Source organism: Huijunlia imazamoxiresistens (assembly GCF_037132455.1).
Lineage (GTDB): Bacteria > Bacteroidota > Bacteroidia > Chitinophagales > Chitinophagaceae > Flavisolibacter > Flavisolibacter imazamoxiresistens.
This window is the reverse complement of record NZ_JBBBEI010000004.1, coordinates 178,496-200,426: the sequence shown is the minus strand read 5'-3', so window position 1 is coordinate 200,426 and position 21,931 is coordinate 178,496. Positions and strand designations below refer to the sequence as shown.

The window sequence follows — 21,931 nt, the reverse complement described above, 5'->3', positions numbered from 1 at the left end:
AGATCAGGAAATGGGGTTAAAATTCTTGAGGGGCTTGCGGCGGGTTACCTCCACGGCATCGCCCAGGCGGATAAGGCCTTCGCCCCCGTGCACCACGTTTTGTCCGAAATAGATTTTGTTGTTCCGCATCCGGTAGGTCGACAGGGTCTTCAGCGGCTCTTTGGCCTTGGTGGCCTCGTCCTGGTTGATGGTGGTCACCACGCAGCGGGCACAGAGCTTCACGCCGGAAAAAGGAATGCCGCTGATGGAAAACTCCGCCCAGCCGTCCTCTTCGAAGGGCAGGCCGCCGGCCACCACCAGGTTGGGGCGGAAGCGGTTCATCGGCAGCGCCGCTGCAAGGCGGGCATTTACATCATCGAGCGAGGATTGGCCGATCAGCAGCAGGGGGTAGCCGTCGGAAAAGGCCGTGATCTGCCCGCCCCGGGTGTAGCGGCCGTCCACGCGGCGGCGGGTGGTGTCGGGCATGTACACCAGCCGGGAAGCGACGCCCAGCATGTCGGAAAACCACTGGCCGGCTTCCCTGCTTACCTCCTGTGCCCGGCAGCGATTGCTCCAGACCTTTACCTGGAAAAAATCCCCGGCAGGCGCAAAGGGCACTTCCAGCGTGTTCCCATTTTTTTTATGTACCACCCTCAGCCCGCTCTCCGTTAACTCAGGCTGCAGCAGGGCCATTTGCGGCAGGGTGCGCTGGGTCATAAAATGGCCGTCCCCGTCCACCAGCATCCAGCGCCGGTCGTATTGCAGGCCCCTGTCGGTGACCTGGGCCGAAGGCAGGGAAATGCCCCCGAGGGATTTTACAGGATAAATAAACAGCTGGCTGACATGGAGCATGGGAATGCGGTATTCTTATGCGTTGTGGAACTTATAATTTTTCGTATACCTGTTTGGCAAAATCTTCCAGCGAAGGGTCGCGGGCGCCCATCAGCAGCAGCACGCCATCGCCCTGAAGGTGCGGGCGTACCACTTCGACAAATTCGTTGCGGTCGGCCACGAAGAAGGCGGCCTTGCCCCGGGCTTTCAGATCATTAATCAAATCGCCGGCGGAAATATCTTTTTCGGCCGTGCCGCCGGCATAAAAGATCTCGCTCATCCAGATCTCGTCCTGGGGGCGCAGGGCGGCGGCGATCTCTTCGACAAACTCAGGACGCAGGAATTTCGTGGGGCCATAACCGTGCGGCTGGAACCAGGCGACCACTTTGTTGGCCAGCGGCTGGCAGGCGCGGATGCTGGCAGCGCACTTGGCGGGGTTATGGGCATAATCGTCAATTACCCACACGTCGTCCCGGCGGCCCAGCACCTGGTGGCGGCGGTAGATGCCCTCGTAGCGCTGCAGCGCCTGGGCGCTGGTAGCCAGGTCCACGCCGATGCCGGCAGCCACGGCAGCAGCGGCCAGGGCATTTTCCATATTGTGGCGGCCCACCGTATGCAGCTCGAAGGGAACGTTGTTGATGCGGAAACGGATGGCCAGCCCCTCCTGTTCGAAGTCCGTGGCCACGTAGCCTGCACCGGAGGAGGGCTCCAGGGAAAAGTCACGGGACTCCTCCTGCGACAGCTGCGCCGCCAGGGGGTGCGACCGGTTTACCACGAACCGGGCGCTGTTGGCCTTGAAGGTGCCAAAAATGTCCATCAGCACGTCCAGCTCCTTGTGGTCCTTGTCCACGTTCAGCAGCAGGCCTACTTCGGGGCGGTACTGCACAATGGAGCCGTCGCTTTCGTCGGCCTCGATCACCAGCCAGTCGCCGGTGCCCGTAAGGGCATTGCCGATCTTGCCCTGTTTGATCAGGCTGGTCAGTCCGGCACCGCTGATGATGCCCGGCGCCAGCCCCCCCTGCTGCAGGATATCGAACAGCATGGCGGCAGTGGTGCTTTTGCCCGAGGTGCCGCCCACGGCGATGGTCTTTTTGCTCCCTGCGATCAGCGCCAGCAGCTCGCTCCGCTTCAGGATGGGGATGCCCAGCTGCTTTGTTTTCTGCACTTCGGGCACCGTGTCTTCTATGGCTGTGGACACCACCACCAGGCCGGTTTCGGGGGTAATGCCCTCGCCGTTCTGCAGAAAGCAGCGGATGCCTTCGGCCTCCAGCTTGTCACGGGTTTCGTTGGGTTGGCCGGGCAGGAAGTAGCGGTCGGAGCCGCCCACCTCTTTGCCGGTACCCCGGAGGTATTGCGCCAGCGCGCTCATGCCGCTGCCGGCCACGCCGATGAAGAAAATGTTATTTACCTGGTTGAGACTGGTGATCATACAGGAGATTTTGGACAGCAAATATAAGGGCACCACCCCTACCCTTTCTGTTACAGCCGGCATACTTTCCCGGCAAGGTTCCGGCTGCTCCTGGCCCTGAAAACCCCCACTTTTAAATTTCCGGGAATCTTCCGGAAAGCATTGTGATTCTCAATAATATTCCAGAAATTTATCACGGCCCGATCATAAGGCCGTTTCCCCCGGGAAACGTGCAGGTTACCAAAACCTTCCATACCCTTTGTAAGATAACCCGGCTGCCCGAAAGACACGACCCAATTCCCTGCCTTGCCGGCAACGGCTGCTTCATGCCGCAGGCAACGGTTTATTTTGAACAGATCCCCTTCAACGATATAATTATGTTCAACAATGTAGCCCTGGACGTAGTAATCGGACTTGTATTTGTGTTTCTTCTTTACAGCTTATTTGCGTCCGTGCTGGCAGAAATGATCGCTACCGGCATCGGGTTGCGCTCCAGGAACCTGAAAGAAGCGGTGGACCGGATGCTCAACGATGAACCGCAAGCAAAAAGCGGCATTCAGGACAGCCTGAAGCGCTTGTGGGATTCTTTCAAACTGATGAAAAACCCGCGCAACCCAAGGATCGTCAACTTCTACAATCACCCCGAGATCCGGTACCTGGGAAGCACCGGCATCTTTCGCAACCCTTCCAACTTCAAGGCGGTCAGCTTTTCCAAAACCATTATCTTACTCCTTAACGAAATAGGTTATAAAAAGTCAATGGGCGGCGATACCGCCACACCCGACCCCGATAAAGGCGACATCAGGTGGATCCCCGTCACACCCCCTACACGGGAAAGGATCGAGCTGGCCCTGGAAGGCATCATCAGCGACCACAAGACGTTGACCGGGGACACAAAAGCGGCCATCGTACTGGACGAAGAATCCGCAAAATACGTATTGAGCCTGTGGCACGAGTCCTATGGCGACCTGCAGAAATTCAGGCTGCACCTGGAAACCTGGTTCGACCGGACCATGGAGCAGGCCCTGGAATGGTATAAGCGAAAAATACAGACCATCCTGCTGTTCCTGGGCCTGATGCTGGCCTGGAGCTTTAATGCCGATACGTTTACCATTATCCACAAGCTGGCCAATGATAAGGATGCCCGGGAAAAGATGGTGACCCTGGCAGCGGCCTATAGCGAAAAGGCGAACCAGGCGGCCCCCGGGATCTCCGCCGCAAAAACAGACTCCATACTGGCGGTGCAGAAACACCTGCAGCAGGATATCAACAATGCCAACAGCCTGCTCGGGAGCGGCGGATGGCCTGCGGATTCCGTAAAAGTGATCCGGGACGCCGCTACCGGTGTGTCGTTCCAGCCACAGGTGGACCCGGAGGTGGTGCACGACATGCGGGGTTCATTTATTCAACGGGGAGACCATTACATTCATTTCCGCTCCCTCGGGGATAAGTGGGAATACTTCGTCCGGCTGTTGACGCTGCATTTTTTCGGCTTTCTTATTACCGCCATTGCCATTTCACTGGGCGCCCCCTTCTGGTTCGACCTGCTCAACAAACTCATGAAGTTCAGAACGGCCGTCAAGCAGCCGATCCACACCCCGAACTACAGTGGCGGCCTCCATAGCGATGATTATGTTTCACCTTTAAACAGGGTAGGGTAATGAAAGTGACGGTAAAAGACAAGTTCCTGAACGTTCGGTTCGGCAAACCGAGCGTGAACGCTCCCTGTTACCAGTACCTGGCCCCCGGCAGCGAAATAGAGGTGGACGGCAAATTATACAAGGGTGACAAATTCGGCGACAGCGAGATCAACACCTGGTTCAGGGACAAAGCCGGCAACTACTACTGGAGCGGAGGCGTCAGCAGCATCTTCTCCAACACGGAGGAATTAAAATCCAGCTTCCAGCCGCTGGTCGATTCGAAGTTTGACGGCACCCGTTTACAATCCCCGATCAATTACAATGCATTGCTGAATATCGACAATAGCATAAAGGCGAGAAAGGGACAGGGAGTGACCATCGCTATACTGGACCACCCGCTCAGCATGTCGATCGATTCCACTGCCACCATCATCCGGCCTTTTCACACCCAGGACTCCCTGTTTAATTATCATTCCAACTTTATTGCCGGGTTAATAGCCGGAACAAAAGCCCTGACGGGAGTCGCCAGCAATTGCAAACTCCTGGAACTTCCCATGTTTACGGCAGAAGCCCTTACGGACGAAGCAAACCTGGAAGCTTCTTTGAAGTTCATTCACGAACAGGATGAGCCCATGATCATCAACATAAGCCTGGGACTGCAAAGCAAATACAATGCGGCCATCCGGAATTTCCCGTCCAATAAAATAGTCGTTGCCTGCGCCGGGATAGACTATGAACTGACCCGGCCCATCACCCGGCACCCGGCTTCGCTACCGAATGTCATCACAGTAGGCGCCATTAATAAACGCCCCGGCCTGTTGCCCTCCCTGGACCCAAAAGTGGACTTTGTACTTCCCAATTTCGGTTTTATCTCCTACGGCGCATCGGATATGGAGTTTGTCAAAGAACAAGGCGACAGTTATTCGTGCGCTGTGGTTTCGGCAGTTATTGCACTGCTGATATCCTCGGGAAAAGCCGGTTACGAACTCACCTCCATCAAGAACGCATTAGCAGGTATTTCCGCTTCCTGGTCCAATGAATCCGCATTTAACACCTTTAATCTCATAAAAGCAAAAGAATGAAGACAATCAGGCTTTGCCTTTTCCTGTTGGCGTTGATCCACTGCGGGGCCTCTTATTCCCAAAACCCTTTTTACGACGCCCGGCAGTTGAAAACCGGCTTTAGAATAGGCGCCGGTAAACTTGCAGGCGACACCACACGCATCGTCCTTCCGGACGCTCCGGGGGTATTTCAATTGCTGAAAAGCTATGCTCCTTATAAAACCGACTCAAAAGACTCCATTGCCCAGGCGTTTGCAGACAATCCGTTTATCGTATTTGACCCGAACTTTACCCATGCGCAACTTGCAGGAGGAGGGCCCGGCCTTTTCGCTTCCATAAGCGGCCTGGATGTTACCAAAATTGCCAATGCCTTAGCCGACATCATGATCGAACGGTCAAAACAGGAACTGACCGTGGCCTTCTTCGACCGGTTTAAAAAATTTGCCACCCGGGACAACCCGGAATTCCAGATCCTTTTTCCCAAAACCACGGACAACCTGAACCGCCTGGCCACCTACGCTTACCCGCAAATGCTTCCCTCGCTGCGCACCAGCTTTTTCGAAGATATCAAACAGGTAACCTACCACCTGGACGATGTGCTGGAACTGCCCCGGTACCGGCACCTCCTGAACAACTTTCCCGAAATAAGGATCGCGGTACGATCCATTCGCCTCATGCAGGATATCGAAGACGGCACCGCAACGGCAGCCGATGTACTGAAGCGGTATGCCCTATTCGGGGAATGGCAGGAAGAAGGCAGCAGGGATTTTAAAAACATGGGCAGTGCCGTAAAGCTTGCCGCCCTGTTTTCCGAAAGCCTGCGTTACCAGGACACTACCAGGATCTGGGTATCGGCACGGGAAGCAAAGGAAGAATTACAGAACGAGGTATACGTACGGATCTTCATGGGACTGCTGTACCAGCAGATAAAAAAGGACAGCATCCGGTTTTATCCGGCAGGCAACGCCGGGCCGAAATACCTTGCAGACATCATAAAGGAACAAAAGAACAACCTGCTCCTATTTCAGAATAAGCTTTCCGAATTCGTCAACCTGTCGGAAAAGGTGCAAAACGCGTATAACGATCTGAAGCACAAAATGAGGGCAAACGTAAACCCCACCAGCGAGGAGGTATCCAACTATATCAGCATCTCCATAGACATTACGGATTACGGCTTCAGCGTCGCCAAAATATTTGACGAAGACATGGTAGCGGACCAATACATACAGGTGGTCAAAAAGGCCAATGCCTTATACAAGGACAGCTACAGCGAACAATACACCAAACTGGTAAATGACGCTATTGACCTGCTGAATGACGTGGCAGACCTGGCGAAGAACAGCAACAAGGCGGAAACGGTAGCGAAACCCGCCTATGCCTGGGACAAAATGAAGGCATTGAAAAAAATCGCCGACTTTACCGAAAAGGCCAAGCCTTATGGCTTGTTTATGGCCAATATGGTGGAGGCCGAAAATGAGCGCGGGGTAAAGGCCGCACTCGAAAACGTCATCCTCCCGGTTGGCAGCTCCTCTATAAAAAAATACGCAAGAGGCAACGTATCCGTCCAATCCTACCTGGGCGCCTTCCTAACCACCTCACAAAGAAAAACCGCTATAGAAGGCACGTGGTCGGACAAGTTCGGCGTGACGGCCCCTGTAGGCATTTCCTGGACACCCGGCTGCCTGAGCTGGGAGAAAGGGGGCGCGCTCAGCCTGTTTACCGCCCTTTTCGACATCGGCGCCATCGTGGACTACAAGCTGCAAAAAGAGCCCGACCCCACCAGCGCAAACCCCAATGCCACCGTCCTGGTCAAGGATTATAAAGTGGAACTGGGCCAGATCTTCTCGCCGGGCGCCTACGCGGTTTACGGCTTCGGGTGCAACCTGCCGCTGGCCCTCGGGTTCGGCGCACAATACGGCCCGGGCCTTTCCAAAATCGAATCGAATAACCCTACGGTCTTAAAAAATCCCTCCTGGCGATGGAATCTTTTCCTGGCCGTAGACCTGCCGCTCATTAACCTGACCCATAAACCCAAACGTTCGTAAATAAAAAAAGTCCCTTTATGAATAAAGGGACTGTCCTCTTAAAAAAAAGCACAAATAAAAGCAATCGTTCGCCTAATCTTCTACGCCTATATACACCTTTCCTTCCACCACTTTGATCGGGTAGGTCTTGATTTTGTATTCCTCTTCGCCCATGCATTCGCCGGAGATGAGGGAAAAAGCTTTTTTATGAAACGGGCAGGCTACTTTGGGCTCGCAGTTGTCGCCGGTGCTGCCGATCATGCCGCGGGAAAGCACCATTTGCTGCTTGTGGGGGCACAGGTTCTGGGTAGCGTACCATTCACCGCGGCGGGTGAAGTTGTAGACGGCTATTTGTTCGTCCTTGTATTTCACACAGGCACCACCGTTTTCGGGAACATCCGTTGCGTTACAGGCATAAAACCATTTTACCGATACTGCTAATTCCATAGAAATATTTTTATTTATGTTTTTTTTAAAAGTGTATTGTGAATCGTGAAAGGGTCAGTGGCGCAGCCAACTCGTGAACTATTCTTACCACTCCTTTGCCTTGATCTGTTCGCGCATCGCGTCGAACTGCACCGAGGGGTCCTTTTCTTCGGGAGCGTTGATGAAGTGGCTGAACCGCTTGCGCATTTCGGGGTTTTCCACCGCTTCTTTCCACTCGCATTTGTAGGTATCTACCAGCAGTTGCATTTCGGCTTCCAGCTGTTCGCCGATACCGAGGCTGTCGTTCACCACTACGTTTTTCAGGTAGGTGATGCCGCCCTCCATCTTGTTCAGCCAGGTGGCGGTACGGGTCAGCGGGTCGGCCGTGCGGATGTAGAACATCAGGAAGCGGTCGAGGTATTTGATACAGGTTTCCTTGTCGATATCGGAGGCGATCAGCAGGGCGTGCTGGGGCTTGGAGCCGCCGTTGCCGCACACATAGAGATTCCAGCCTTTTTCGGTGGCGATGATGCCAAAATCCTTGCCCTGGGCTTCGGCGCACTCGCGGATACAGCCGCTCACACCGCCTTTCAGCTTGTGGGGGGAACGTACGCCTTTGTAGCGCTCTTCCACTTCAATGGCAAAGGAAACGCTGTCCTGCAAGCCGAAGCGGCACCAGGTGCTGCCCACGCAGCTTTTCACGGTACGCAGCGACTTGCCGTAGGCGTGGCCGCTTTCGAAGCCGGCGGCGATCAGTTCACTCCAGATCAGGGGCAGGTCGTTCAGGTGCGCGCCGAACAGGTCGATGCGCTGGCCGCCGGTGATCTTGGTGTACAGGCCGTACTTCTGGGCAACCTGGCCAATGACGATCAGTTTTTCGGGGGTGAGCTCACCGCCGGGGATCCGGGGTACCACCGAGTAGGTACCACCCTTTTGGATGTTGGCCAGGAAGCGGTCGTTGCTGTCCTGGATGGTATCCTGCTTCAGGATCGGCTCGTTCCACAGGCTGGCCAGCAGGGAGGCTACGGCCGGCTTGCACACTTCGCAGCCGTCGCCCTTGCCGAAGGTGGTCAGCACCTCATCGTAGGTCTTTACTTTATTGAGTTTTACCAGGTCCAGCAGTTCCTGGCGGGAGTAATCGAAATGTTCGCAAATAACGTTCTTCACGTACAGGCCCTGTTCCTTCATGGTGCCGGCAATGAGGTCTTTCACCAGGGGCACACAGCCGCCGCAGCCGGTACCGGCCTTGCAGCATTTTTTGATGCCGTCCAGGGTGGTGATGCCCCCATCTTTTACAGCGGAGCAGATATCGCCTTTGGTCACGGCTTCACAAGAGCAGATCAGCGCGTCGTCGGGCAGGTTCATCACACCGGCGCCTTCGCTGGCCGCACCGCCGCGGCTGCCCAGGATCAGGTCCTCGGGATCGGCCGGCAGCACGATCTTGTTGTTCACCGTCTGCAGCAGGATGTTGTAGGCACCGGCATCGCCCACCAGCACGCCGCCCAGCAGGTACTTGCCGTCGTTGCTGATGTTGATGCGCTTGTAGATACCTTTATGTTTGTCTTCGAAAACGATGGTGCGGGCTTCGGGCTCGGAGATGAAGGGGTCGCCGAAGGAGGCCACGTCGGTGCCGATCAGCTTCAGCTTGGTGCTCATGTCGAAGCCCTTGAAGCACTTCTGGATGCCCATCAGGTAAGCAGCTACGATCTCGGCCATTTCATAACCGGGGGCCACCAGGCCGTAGATCATGTTCTGGGCCAGGGCGCATTCGCCGATGGCAAAGATATGGGGGTCGGAAGTTTGCAGTTGTTCGTTGACCAGGATGCCGCCCCGGTTGCCTACGTCGAGGCCGGCGGCTTTGGCCAGCTCGTCGCGGGGACGGATACCGGCGGAGATCACCAGCATATCGAGGGGCAGGAAGCTGTCGTCGGCAAATTTGAGGCCTTCCATTTTCTCGTCGCCGGTGATGGCGGAAGTGGCTTTATTGAGGTGCACCTCCATGCCGAGGGCTTTCAGCTTGGACACCAGCAGGTCGCTGCCGGCGCTGTCGATCTGGCGGGGCATGAGGCGGGGGGCAAATTCAACGACGTGGGTTTCGGGAACGCCCAGGTCGATCAGGGCCTTGGCGGCTTCCAGGCCCAGCAGGCCGCCACCCATAACGGCGCCCGTACGCGACTTGGCGGCATAGGCTTTTATCAGTTCCAGGTCTTCAATGGTGCGGTAGACAAACACGCCGTCTTTTTCCACGCCCGGGATCGGCGGCACGAAGGCCGAGGAGCCGGTGGCCAGCACCAGGTAGTCGTAGCGGATGGACAGGCCATGGAGGGAGTGGATGGTTTTGGTTTGCCGGTTGATTTCCTGAACGGGGTCGCCCAGGTGCAGGGTAATATCATTATCGCCGTACCATTGCAGAGCAGAAAGACTCAGATCGTCGGCGGATTTTCCGGCAAAATATTCGCTCAGGTGCACACGGTCGTATGCATGACGGGGTTCCTCGCCAAAAACCACGATGTTGAAGTCCTTGGATTTCGCCACCAGTTTTTCGCAAAACTTGTATCCCACCATTCCGTTGCCCACCACAACAATAGTCAGTTTTTCTGCAGCCATAGTCACTGTTTGATTTTTTAAGACATTTAGATTTCGAAACAAAATACATTTACGGAAGCAAAATATATTTCGTTTTTACCTTATTTGTTCCCTGTTTTCCTTTGAAAGATCGACAAACAAGTAGATTTGTTTGTATTATTGTCAAAATTAGGTGATAACTAGAAATTTTCGAAGCAAAACACCAGATTTTATTATATTAATCTATTTATAATATGAATGAAGACCTGAACAGCTCCCCAAAACCCGCGAAATTGTACGTTGTTGGCGCGGGACCGGGCGATCCGGAGCTGATTACCCTGAAGGCGTACCGTATTTTAAAACATGCAGATGTAATATTATATGACAATCTTGCCAACCAAGAACTTCTTTCCTACGCACCAGACCGCTGTGAAAAGATATATGTAGGGAAAATGCCATACGGAGCCTACACCCCCCAGGAAACCATTCACGAACTGATTCGCCAGAAGGCGCTGGAAAAAGGCACGGTGGTGCGCCTGAAGGGCGGCGACCCCTATATCTTCGGCCGCGGCTTCGAAGAAGTGCTCTACGCCCGCGAACACGGCATCGAAGCCTCCTACGTGCCGGGCATCACCAGCATGCAGGCCGCCGGGCTGGAAGACATCCCCCTTACCCACCGCAACGTTTGCGAAAGCATCTGGGTGGTGACCGGCACCAAGAAGGACGGCTCCCTTTCGGACGACCTGGCCCTGGCCATAAAGAGCAAGGCTACGGTCGTCATCTACATGGGCATGAAAAAGCTGAAGGAAATTTCAGAGACCTTTGTGCAGCAGGGTTGCGGCGAGCTGCCGGCCGCCATCATCCAGCACGCCTCGCTGCCCAAGCAGAAAATGGTCAGAGGCCGGGTACAGGACCTCCAGCAAATGGCCGCCGACCACCACCTGACCCACCCCTCCATTATTATTATAGGCCGGGTAGCGGGGATCGATCCCGGAAAGTAACCCACGCCCTTATAAGACCGGAAGTCCGAAAGAGGGGAAGTCCGGGCGTGCGAAAGAGGTTTGCCCCAAAGGCAAAATGCTTTTGGACGCCCGGACTTCCCCTCTTTCGGACTATCTTTGCGCCCGCACCTATTTATTTACCAAAGAAAGTTTTAACTTAGTAACAGTTGAGCCTGAAATACCTTCCTACGGATAACCCCACCGGGCATTTCCATTACCTGTAAGAACGCCGCGCTTTTCATACCCTACGAACGATTCGTTCCCTGCCAGTCAATTTTTTCATTGGTGCGGCCGGTTGCTTTTCCGCGAAAGCAGGTGGTGGCGCCTGACAAACTCATAGGCTTATGAAAAGATTTTTACTGCTGTTACTTTTTCCCGCTCTTTCCCTCCACGCCCAAAAGGCCTACAGGCCTGAATTCTCCATCGACGACCTCGTATCGTTTACGACCTATTCCACCAACAAATTCGACAACTACCTTTCCCGCAAAGGCTATAAGCCGAATGGCACCGACTCCCTGGCCAGCGTATCGGCCAACACCTACCGGAAGATCTCCAAGGACAGCACGATCGAAAAGATCATTGGCCTCAGCGGCGAAAACGAAGCCTCCTCGCTGCTCTACAAAACCACCTCGGTTGCCGAATTCAACCAGATGAAGGAAAGCATGAAGGACCTGGGCTTTGCCGCTCCCGAGGGCGAACCGCTGCCGCTTTACCAGAAAGCCAACATCACCGTACAACCGATCATCAGCCAGGAAGGCGACAAAACCAACTACAGCTTCCTGATCGAAAGAAAAGTGCTGCCCAAGGCGCGGGACATTGTATTTGCCGAGGACCTGCTGCAGCTCTCCTCCCACGAGATCCTGACGGCCGTCTTTGGTCCGCAAAACGTCCGGCGCGACGTCTTTTACTTTTCCGAGAAAGAGTTGAGCAGGTGCTCCGTGCTCTTTCCCAACACCAGTCTACAGGTGATCTTCCTCTGGAAGGACGAACCGAACCTCAAGAACATCGACTTCCTGATCATTGGCGGCAGCCTGAGGTCCCAGAGCTCGGCGACTTATTACAAGCCCATTGAGCTGAACAAATGGCAGTCGCGCATGGGCATTTATTCCGGCATGAGCCTAAAGGACTTGTACCTGGTGAACGGCCAGCACCTGAGCCTCTACGGCTTTGAAAGCGAGCAGGCCGGCCTCATCAGCAAAACCAGCAGTGGCAATATCGACTTCAAGACCATCGGCGCCCAACTGACCTGCCTCGACTGCAACGAAGACCGGTATTATACCAAAAACGGCCTGATCAACTCGCAGGACCTGCTGCGCGACAACCGCCGGATCTACATCAACACCCTGCTGATCTTCCCGCCCAAGGACAAAAAATCCAAAGAAAAAAAGAACTCCTAGCCCACCTTACGCAATAAATAATCATCGGAACAAATCGCCCTATTATAAAGAATCCAGCCAGGGAACCGGAAGCCCGGAGGGCTTCATTGTGAATAGCCCCGGGTGAAACCCGGGGTCAGCCGTAGTTCGTTACCCCCAACCCCGGGTGGGGTTGAATGTGTCCTGTTCGATTTACAACAATTTTCATCCTTGAAAGATTATCCGCAAAGTCTGCCTGATCCCGGACGGTCCGTTTGCTGCAGGTCCCACCATCAACCCCTTCAGGGTTGTCGTGATAAATCCAGGCCGTTCCCCGGCTTGCACCCGGGGCTATTCACAGTGAAGCCCTCCGGGCTTCCCTTTTACCACCACAGGCGCACGATCCCCAGAGAAATATTTCTTGGCAGCAACACCTAAAAAACAAAGGCGGCACCGGGGTGCCGCCTTTTATCAAACAAAGAATCCATTGACTTATTCTTTCACCAGCTTCACGATCCGGCGTTCGTTGCCCTGGATCACTTCTGCCAGGTACAGGCCCGGGCGGTAATGGCCACCCAGTTGCAGCGTCTGGTTCGGTGCCAGGCCGGCCTTGGCTTCCACCATACGGCCCGCCAAATCAAACACCCGAAGGGTGAGGGCGCTGTTGTCGCCGCCGCTGATGGCCAGGGTAAACCGGGTAGTGGAAGGATTCCGCACAGCACTGACCGTAAAGGCAGAGGATTGGGCTGCTTCTTCCGGCAGGCCGATGCGTGCAGCCGTGGGAACGCCTGCAGCAGGCTCTACCCCCCAGATCAGCTGGCCGTTGCGGTACAGGGTGATTTTCGCCTGCGCCGTGTAGGTGCTGTTGGCGGCATAGGAGTAGTCGTTCAGCTCATCGAGGGCCTTCCAGTTGCTGTGGTATACTTTGGAAAAGATCTCGCCGGAGTTGGCGCCCGCCTTCAGCTGGCCGGCGGAGGCCTCAAAGCTGTACTCGACGTAGCCGGTGGCATTCGTCAGCGGTGTCGCCAGGGCCACGTACCGGGCTTTTACATTGGCCGCGCCCATTTTGGCCCAGTCGATGTTGGTGACCACCGAAGAAGTGCTTTCGGTGGTGAACCAGTAGCGGGCGGTGAGCTCGCTGAACAGCACCGGAACGGTGTCATTGTTCACGATCTTCAGGTAGGGCCGCAGGTTGTTGTTGGCCGTGTTGCCGCCATCGCCGTCCTTATGCTGTACCTGCAGGCGCAGGGGCAGCACGGGTACCGAAAGGGTATTGCCGGTAGCAGTGGAGGTGGCCACGCAACCTTCGTTGCTGGTCAGCACCGCATGGATGCCGTCGCCGTTCGCCAGGGCATTGGTGGCAAAGGTGTCGCCGGTAGCATCCGGCACCACCACGCCATTTTTAAACCACTGGTACTGGGGCGCTGTTCCCCCGTTTTCCGGGGTAGCGGTAAAGGTTACCGTGGTTCCGGGGTGGATGGAGGCGGCAGAGGCCGTGATCCCCAGGGCAGGCGTCAGCAGGGGACTGCTGGCAACCGGGGCGAGCACGGTGGTGGCTCCGGGGCTGGCGATGGCGATATTGCCACCGTAAGCGCCGGCAGCAGGGGCATTCAGGCGTACACTGATGGAGGTGCCGGCCAGCGTGCCGTCGGTACCGTTCAGCACCAGCGGGCTGGCGTTGGTGAACCAGGAGGTTCCGCCATCGGCCGATACCTCGTAAGCGGCCGGAGGCGTGATGGTGACAGCACCATACAGGTTGGCACCGGAAGCCGCCAGGGTTTGCGCCGCAGAAGGCGTACCGGGCTTGGGACAAAAACCGTCCAGGGTACCGGCAGCCTGGACCACGGGGGCCGCAGCGTTGACCAGCTTCAGGATATCGGTTTGCGATAAGGCATAGTTGTACAGGCGTACGTCATCCAGCAGGTCGTGGTACGGCTTGTTTTCGGCGGAGTTCCCGATCAGCAGGGGCAGCTCCTTGCCGACGCCGGTGGCCGTACCGGAGAAGGAAGCGGAAGCCGCCTGTACCCCGTTGATGTACAACCGCAGCAGCTTGCTGGAGGTATCCGCTACCGCCGCGATATTGGTCCATGCGTTATTGAAAATATTGTAGGCGGTTGCTTTTTTGATGCTTACCGTTACGGAGGATTTCGCCACGGCATCGTCCACGGAAAAGACCAGGGCGCTGTCGCGCAGCTGGATGCCGTACCATTTGCCGCCCGGGTCGGTAAACTGGCCCTTCTGGATCAGGTAGCAATCCTTGGCGGGGGCCGCGGAATTGTAGTTGCTGCTGCCGCTGGTCAGCTTCACCCACATCGAAATGGTAAACGCGTTCTGGTTGAACAGCAGGTGCTCGGCATGGGGCACGCTGACGGCGCCGGTGGTAGCAGGATTTTTATACAGCAGGGCGTTTCCGAATTTACCGGCGGACCAGGTAGCTTCGGGCATAGCGGTGATGGTGCCGTTGCGGCGATAGCTGCTCAGGTCGGCAGCCACGGTGCCGGCGGTCTCATCCAGGCTCCAGTGTCCCACCAGGCCTTTGGGCGAAACGGCTTTGAACGACCATACCTCGCCGGCAGTGACGCCCAGCTCGTTCACGGCATCTACGCGCCAGTAGTAGGTGGTGCCTTTTTGCAGGCTGGCAAACGAATAGTTCGGAGCCGCCACCGGCACATCGGCAACAAAGCCCAGGTTGTTCTGGTCTGTTCCAAAGTAAACTTTATAACCGGTGGTTTTCAGCCCGCCCTTCCAGCTTACCGGCAGGGTTTCGGAATAACCTTCCAGGGCCGCGCCGTTGGGGATGCCGGGCGTAGCCGTCTGCATCGGCAGCGGGCTGGTATGGAACAGGTTCAGGATCTGTTCGTCACTGAGCGAATAGTTAAAAATCTTCAATTCGTCGAAGGAGCCTTTGTAGGGCGCCGGCTGGTTGGCCGAAGACAAAAACTCCAGCTCACCGATGTTCCCTATTACCAGGGCGCTGGCTTCACCGATGGAAACCGCCTTGGTGATTGCCTGCTCCTTTACGAAGGTACCGTTGAGGAACACCCGCAGCTTTTTGGTCGTGGTATCCCTTATCGCTACCACGTGCACCCAGTTGCCGGTAAAGAACGGCGTACCACTGGTCGCCAGTTCATCCTTGCCCTTGGCATCGTCGTCAATGGCAAAGCGGAGCTCACCGCTCTTGCACTCGATGTTGAAGCGGTTGCCGGTGGCACCGGTAGCTGCATTCTTGGTGATGGATCCCTTACATAGTATATAAGCGCTGTTCGTGCCGGTGGGCAGCAGGGCAGGCGCGGCTTTCATCCAGAAGGAAAGCGAGAAGGAACCTTTATCCAGGTACACCTGGTCCTGGTGCGGCACGCTCACCACGTACCGGTCGGTGCTGGCGGTGGCAAAGCTCAGGGCGTTCTTTACTTTACCCGGCACCCGGATGCTTTCGTCGTCCTCGTCCAGGCCCAGGATACCGTGGTTGGCGAAGGAAGAGGAGTCGAACACCTCGCGGCCTTCGGTTTCATCGAAACTCCAGTGGCCCACAAGGGCGGAAGGGAATGTTTTGGTGGTGCGGAACCACCAGACAGCTCCTTCGGAGGCGCCTTTGGCGTTCACCGCATCCACGCGCCAGTAATAGGTCTCATAATCCGACAGGCCGCTTACCTGGTAGGAAGGCGCCGCGGAGTAGGCCACGTCGGCCTTTTTGGTCAGGGCGGCGGGATCCGTTCCGAAGTATACGGCATAGGTAGTGGTATTGCTGCTGCCGGTCCACTTCAGGGTAATAGTACCACCTGCCAGCTCTGCGTACTGGAAGCCGTTGGCGGGCGTAGGCGTGGCCGCAGCGGAAGGAGCCGTGGGCAGCTGCGGTGTTTTTACGGAAACGGCCGTTGCATAGGCCGAAGCCTCCGTTCCGCTGACTGCCTTTATCCGGTAATAATAGGTGGTATTAGGGGTCAGCCCGGCATCGGAATACTGGGTAGCGCCGGCGGCGGGATGGTAGATGTCGGTATAGCTGAGGCCGTCAGCTGAACGTTCCAGCACGAAGAAGTCTTCGTTGTCCGAGTTATCCGTCCATTTCACCACTACGGTGCTGGCCGGGGCGGGGGTTTCCACGGAGGTGGCGCTCAGGTTCAGGGCCGTGGGCGGCTTCACGAAAACGGGCGGCGGCGTGGCGGTCAGGGAGTTGACATACACTTCGATATTCAGGTAGGCGGGCTGGGAGGCGCTGAAAGCAACCGCATCGGCCTTGTTGTTTTTGTTCAGGCCGTTGGCATCTTCCCAGGCGTCGGGCATACCGTCGCTGTCGGAATCCAGGGGAGCCGGGGCGCCGAATACGGAACCCAGGCCGCCGTTGGCCAGCGGCAGGTCGGTCTGGCGGTACACGTAGTGGCCCTTGGTACCTTTCGATTGCACCTCGTCGACCAGGAACAGGTCCACCTGGTCGCGGCGGGGATAGTTGGCCCCCACGTTATCGATAATATACTGGTAGGCCTGTGCGGCGGAGAGAGCGGGGTTGGCCGCCGGGTACGGGAAGGCCTGGGACTGGAAAGCGTCGCCGGAAATGCCGGGATAGCCTGTCGAATCAAAAGGCACCAGGGTACCGTTGAGCACCCCGTCGCGGTCGTTGTCGAAATAGTTGCCCGAGCCCCAGATGTTGAAGGTGCCGGTACCGCGGGAGAACGGCGTGGTCTTGCTGGGAGGCGTCAGCGGTCCGCCCACGAAGTAGTTGTTGATCACGTTCACTTCCGACACGCCCGAGGAGCCGCCCATGATGTAGGCGTCGCCGGACCAGCCGTAGTTCATATTCGCGTCGAGGCGGTTGCCGTTGCCCCAGTTGTACACCACGTTGTTCACAAACTCGTTCACCCCTTTTACTTTGGGGTTGCGGGTTTTGTTGCTGATATAGAGGTTTTTCAGCAGGCTCACCTTCCCGCCGTCGGGCGTCTGGATCAGGCCGCCGGCGGAGTGGTTGTCGCGGTGCAGGCCCTGGCCGATGATGGAGTTCTGGATCGTAATGTTGTCGGGAGCAGTGCCTTTGCTGTCCCAGTTGATGGAAAACACTTCGTCCATGCCCCAGGTAAAGGACATGTGGTCGAACACCATATCCGAACCGTTGGCCAGGCCGGAGGCGTCATTTCCCTGGTTGCTGGAACCGCTGATGTTGTTGGCTCCCAGGCGCACCCGCAGGTAACGGGCGATGGTGTTGGTAGCGCCGGTGAAGGTGACCCGTTTTCCGAAGAACACGATGCCGTCGCCCGGGGCGGTCTGGCCCGCGATGTAAATGTTGTTTTTGACCACCACGTCCGAGAGCAGGTTGACGATCCCGCCCACGGCAAACACCACGATGCGCCCGGGTTGGCTGACCGCATCGCGGAACGAGCCGGCACCGGCATCATTGAGGTTGGTCACTACATAAACGTCACGGGTAGCGGCGCCACGGGCGCCTTTGGCAAAGCGGCCGAATCCTTCGGCGCCGGGGAAGGCAAGGGTCTGCGCCTTTGCCTTTTCATGGGAAAAGAGCGAGAAGGCCAGGGCAGCACCTAACAGGAGGTTCCGCCTGCCTGGGGTAAAAATTCTCATGGCAAGTATAATTATAAATTATCGGCAATCGTTACAGGAATCCAATGTTAACGCATTGCAAAAGCGCAACTGTCCTGCCCCATCCCGACAAAAATCTAAAAACGGCTCACCATGAAGCACAGCCGAATATGTTTCCCACTGGTAACCAATCCTGTTCCCTGTCCGGGCAGCGGCAGTAAGCATGTTCCGGCAACACCGTTACACAGGAACGAAACGGCTCAAAAACAGGTGGCTGCACGCTGGAACCGATTCCAAAAAAATAAGGCTTCACCGGGGTGAAGCCTTTATACACGAACAGGAAAAGGTTCTTAATTCAACTTAATTGAAATAATAAAATTGTTTCCTTTGAAGGTATAGGCACCGTAGGTGCCACCTGTTTATAGAACATTCGAAGTAGAGTGCCAGGGCTCCATGGGAGCCCCCTGTGCAGCAGAGAGGCTTTCTTTACAGGAAGGGATCGCTCCTTTTTGCACAGGGCGCTCCTCCGGAGCGAGGATGCTCTATTGGCTCGTTACTATAAACAGGTGGCACCTACGGTGCCCATCCCCTGCAGATGAAACGATCTAATTATTTTAATTGCTACGCTTAATTCACTTTCACTTCCTTAAAATACTGCCCGAAGATGGCGGCCGCTTTCTGGAGCTGTTCGCGGGTGGGCGGCTCCACTCCTTTCAGCTTGTATTCCCAGCCGAGGGCTTCCCATTTATGCACCCCCAGCACATGGTAGGGCTGGATCTCGATCTTTTCGATGCTTTTATAGTCCTTAAAGTACTGGCCCAGGGCATGCAGGTATTCTTCCTGGTCCGACCAGCCGGGCACCAGCACGTAGCGGATCCACATGGGCTTGCCGGTATACTCGCGGTGCTCGGCCACTTTAAAGACGCTTTTGTTGCTCAGGCCTGTCAGCCGGTGGTGCCAGTCGTCGTCAAAATGCTTTACGTCCAGCAGCAGGTAGTCGGTCTCTTCCAGCAGCTCCTTCACTTCTTCGTTCAGCAGCCGGCCGTTGGAATCCAGGGCGGTGCTGATGCCTTCTTCGTGCAGGCGCCGGAAAAGCGTGATCAGCTTGGTGCGCTGCAGCGTGGGCTCGCCGCCCGACACGGTCACGCCACCCTTTCTTCCGAAATAGGGTTTGGCATTTTTGGCCATGCGTACGATCTCCTCGATTTCAATAAACCGGCCGCCCTTTACATCCCAGGTATCGGGGTTGGCGCAATAGAGGCAGCGAAACTGGCAACCCTGGGTAAACACCACCATCCGGATGCCCGGCCCATCGTGGGTACCAAAGGTTTCGAGGGAATGGATGCGCAGCTTATCCGGCGCATCTACGTTGAGGCTGATTACTTCCTGCTGCGCCAGCAATTCGTCTTGTAACATAAAACACGTTTTAACGTCAATGGACATTGGTCATTGGACCGACCTTATAAAACCTGGCAGGTTAAAAGAACCTGCCAGGCCTGGAAACGAACTCGTAAACCCGTAAACGTAGAAGCTTACATCCGTTCGTGGAACGTACGGGCGATCACTTCCATCTGGTGGGCTTTGGACAGGCGGATAAAGTTGACCGCGTAGCCCGAAACCCGGATGGTGAGCTGGGGATAGTTCTCGGGATGGTGGTAGGCATCCAGGAGGGTTTCCCGGTTCAGCACGTTCACGTTCAGGTGCTGGGCGTCCTTGCTGAAATAGCCGTCGAGCAGACCGATCAGGTTATCCACCTGGTCTTCCCGGGTGCTGCCCAAGGATTTTGGCACCATGGAGAAGGTGTTGGAAACACCGTCCTGCGCATAGGTATAATCGAGCTTGGCAACCGAGTTCAGCGAAGCGATGGCGCCCTTGGTGTCGCGGCCGTGCATCGGGTTGGCGCCCGGGGCGAAGGCCTCACCGGCCTTGCGGCCGTCGGGGGTGGCGCCGGTTTTCTTGCCGTACATCACGTTCGAAGTAATGGTCAGCAGCGATAGGGTCGGCACGGCGTTTTTGTAGGTTTTATGCGAAGCCAGCTCGTTGAAAAAGTAGCGGGCGATTTCCTGTGCGATGCTGTCCACCCGGTCGTCGTCGTTGCCGTACTGGGGATAGTCGCCTTCCACTTCGAAACCGGTGGTCAGGCCGTCCTCGTTGCGCACGGCTTTTACCTTGGCATACTTGATGGCGGAAAGCGAGTCGGCGATGATGCTGATGCCGGCGGCGCCGTAAGCGATGTCGATGCCGGGGTCGGTATCGAGGAAGGCAAACTGGGCTTTCTCGTAATAATACTTGTCGTGCATGTAGTGGATGATGTTCATCGACTTGGCATAGACGCGGGCCACTTCCTTCATGGCTTTTTTAAATTTCTCCAGCACGTCCTCGTACTGCAGCACCTCGCCTTCGATGGGCGCGACGCCCTTGATCAGGGGCACGCCGGAAAACTCTTCGCGGCCGGCGTTGAGGGCCAGCAGCAGGGTCTTGGGCAGGTTGGTGCGGGCGCCGAAGAACTGGATGCGTTTGCCGATCTCCTGGTACGACACGCAGCAGGCGATGCCGTAGTCATCGGAGCCGCGGTTGGGGCGCATCAGGTCGTCGTTCTCGTATTGGATGGAGGAGGTATCGATGGATACCTGGGCGCAGAACTCCTTAAAGCCCTGGGGCAGCTGGCCGGACCACAGCACGGTCAGGTTCGGTTCGGGAGAAGGGCCGAGGTTGTACAGGGTTTGCAAAAAGCGGAAGGAGGTCTTGGTCACCTTGGTGCGGCCGTCGTCGAACTGTCCGCCGATGGCTTCGGTCACCCAGGTGGGGTCGCCGCCGAAGATTTCGTCGTACGCGGCGGGGCGCAGGTGGCGTACCAGGCGCAGCTTCATCACGAACTGGTCGATCAGCTCCTGGGCCTCCACTTCGGTCAGCCGTCCTTCCGCCAGGTCTTTTTCAATAAAAATATCCAGGAAGGTAGAGACGTTGCCCAGCGACATGGCGGCGCCGTCCTGTTCTTTGACGGCGGCCAGGTAGGCCATGTACACCCACTGAACGGCCTCGGTGGCGTTCCGGGCGGGGCGCGCCAGGTCCAGGCCGTAAGCGGCTCCCAGTTCCTTGATGGCTTTCAGGGCGCCCAGCTGGTCGAAGACTTCTTCGCGCAGGCGGATCAGGTGCTCGGTCAGCTCGCCTTCGATGGCGGCCTTGTCGGCTTCCTTGGCCTGGATCAGGCGGTCGACGCCGTAGAGGGCCAGGCGGCGGTAGTCGCCAATAATCCGGCCACGGGCATAGTTATCGGGCAGCCCGGTCAGGATGCCTTTGGAGCGGAATTTCAGGATCTCGGCATCATAGGCCGAAAACACGGCGCTGTTATGGTCTTTGGCATATTTGAAGACTTCTTTCACTTTGTCGGCCACCTTGCCGCCTTTTTCCTCTACGGCCCCTTCCACCACGCGGATGCCGCCAAAGGGCTTCATGGCTCTTTTCAGGAGCTCGTCGGTCTGCAGGCCCACGATCACTTCCAGCTCTTTTTTGATGTAGCCGGGACCGTGGCTGGTGATGGTGGAAATGGTTTCGGTATCTATGGCGCGGCAACCGTTGCGTTCCCGCTCTTCTTTCATGGCTGCCAGGCAGATCTGCCAAAGCTCCTTGGTGTTTGCGGTGGCGGCAGCCAGGAAGGACGCATCACCGTTATAGGGAGAGACATTCCTTCTGACAAAGTCTTTTACGTCAATCTGTTCGTTCCAGGTTCCCTTCTCAAACGATACGATGACATCTTCTAAACTTACCATAATCTTATGCATTTAATTTTGAATAGCTGTTGCTTGTTCTCCAGGGCTGCTTCCGGTGGAAAGCTGTTCGCCTTTCCTTTTCGGCGCCCCGGTAATTGACAGAGCAAACCTACTATGCGCCCGGAAGCTTAAAGGTGATGCAGGTCATAAGAAAGAGTGACTTTTAGATAGGAAATACCCTGTTACCCACCATCCTGCCCAGGTAAGAATCGCAACCGAAAATCAAAACGAAACCGGTCAAGGCTGCTGCCAGCCTCCTCTTAAGCCTGACAATTAACCCGCACTAATTTAGTTATTATTTATATATAACAAAACCACATGCTTTCCAGGCCCGGCAGGCAGGGC

General features: G+C 56.2%; 12 protein-coding genes. 5 read left to right on the top strand and 7 right to left on the bottom strand.

Annotation, left to right across the window (positions count from 1 at the left end; translation table 11 throughout):
* Positions 1–3: 3 nt before the first annotated feature.
* Together V9K67_RS06605 and V9K67_RS06600 are read right to left on the bottom strand one after the other, a co-directional pair.
* On the bottom strand, positions 4–831 hold the full coding sequence (locus V9K67_RS06605; RefSeq protein WP_336720954.1) for an MOSC domain-containing protein: 828 nt from the start codon (positions 829–831) through the stop codon (positions 4–6).
* Between the two features lie 31 nt (positions 832–862).
* Complete coding sequence (locus tag V9K67_RS06600; protein ID WP_336720952.1) at positions 863–2,239, bottom strand: UDP-N-acetylmuramate--L-alanine ligase; 1,377 nt, start codon at positions 2,237–2,239, stop codon at positions 863–865.
* Positions 2,240–2,595: 356 nt separating this feature from the next.
* Here V9K67_RS06600 and V9K67_RS06595 point away from each other — a divergent pair, with 356 nt between their 5' ends.
* The 3 genes from V9K67_RS06595 to V9K67_RS06585 are packed head-to-tail and all read left to right on the top strand — an operon-like array spanning position 2,596 to position 6,964.
* Entirely contained in the window at positions 2,596–3,879 is a 1,284-nt protein-coding gene (locus V9K67_RS06595; RefSeq protein WP_336720951.1) for a hypothetical protein, read from the top strand.
* Positions 3,879–4,940, top strand: coding sequence for a S8/S53 family peptidase (locus V9K67_RS06590; protein WP_336720950.1), 1,062 nt, complete (start codon positions 3,879–3,881; stop codon positions 4,938–4,940). Before V9K67_RS06595 ends, V9K67_RS06590 begins: the two co-directional genes overlap by 1 nt.
* On the top strand, positions 4,937–6,964 hold the full coding sequence (locus tag V9K67_RS06585; protein WP_336720948.1) for a hypothetical protein: 2,028 nt from the start codon (positions 4,937–4,939) through the stop codon (positions 6,962–6,964). The genes V9K67_RS06590 and V9K67_RS06585 overlap by 4 nt, the downstream gene beginning before the upstream one ends.
* A gap of 72 nt (positions 6,965–7,036) precedes the next feature.
* Here V9K67_RS06585 and nirD read toward each other — a convergent pair whose 3' ends face one another.
* Together nirD and nirB are read right to left on the bottom strand one after the other, a co-directional pair.
* Positions 7,037–7,390 carry a nitrite reductase small subunit NirD gene (nirD, locus tag V9K67_RS06580; RefSeq protein ID WP_336720946.1) on the bottom strand — a complete coding sequence of 118 codons (354 nt, stop codon included), beginning with the start codon at positions 7,388–7,390 and terminating at the stop codon, positions 7,037–7,039.
* Between the two features lie 84 nt (positions 7,391–7,474).
* The gene (nirB, locus tag V9K67_RS06575; protein WP_336720945.1) at positions 7,475–9,976 is read right to left on the bottom strand and encodes a nitrite reductase large subunit NirB; all 2,502 of its coding nucleotides are present in this window, start codon (positions 9,974–9,976) and stop codon (positions 7,475–7,477) included.
* A 212-nt stretch (positions 9,977–10,188) separates the two neighbouring features.
* Between nirB and cobA the strand changes: the two genes are divergently transcribed.
* Together cobA and V9K67_RS06565 are read left to right on the top strand one after the other, a co-directional pair.
* Entirely contained in the window at positions 10,189–10,935 is a 747-nt protein-coding gene (gene cobA / locus V9K67_RS06570; protein WP_336720944.1) for a uroporphyrinogen-III C-methyltransferase, read from the top strand.
* A gap of 344 nt (positions 10,936–11,279) precedes the next feature.
* Positions 11,280–12,332 carry a hypothetical protein gene (locus V9K67_RS06565; protein ID WP_336720943.1) on the top strand — a complete coding sequence of 351 codons (1,053 nt, stop codon included), beginning with the start codon at positions 11,280–11,282 and terminating at the stop codon, positions 12,330–12,332.
* 450 nt (positions 12,333–12,782) lie between these two features.
* Here V9K67_RS06565 and V9K67_RS06560 read toward each other — a convergent pair whose 3' ends face one another.
* The 3 genes from V9K67_RS06560 to pflB all read right to left on the bottom strand — a co-directional run bounded on the left by V9K67_RS06560 (position 12,783) and on the right by pflB (position 21,586).
* On the bottom strand, positions 12,783–17,858 hold the full coding sequence (locus tag V9K67_RS06560) for a LamG-like jellyroll fold domain-containing protein (protein WP_336720941.1): 5,076 nt from the start codon (positions 17,856–17,858) through the stop codon (positions 12,783–12,785).
* A gap of 585 nt (positions 17,859–18,443) precedes the next feature.
* Positions 18,444–19,232, bottom strand: coding sequence for a pyruvate formate-lyase-activating protein (pflA, locus tag V9K67_RS06555; protein WP_336720940.1), 789 nt, complete (start codon positions 19,230–19,232; stop codon positions 18,444–18,446).
* Positions 19,233–19,348: 116 nt separating this feature from the next.
* Positions 19,349–21,586, bottom strand: coding sequence for a formate C-acetyltransferase (gene pflB, locus V9K67_RS06550; protein ID WP_336720939.1), 2,238 nt, complete (start codon positions 21,584–21,586; stop codon positions 19,349–19,351).
* Positions 21,587–21,931 lie beyond the last annotated feature (345 nt).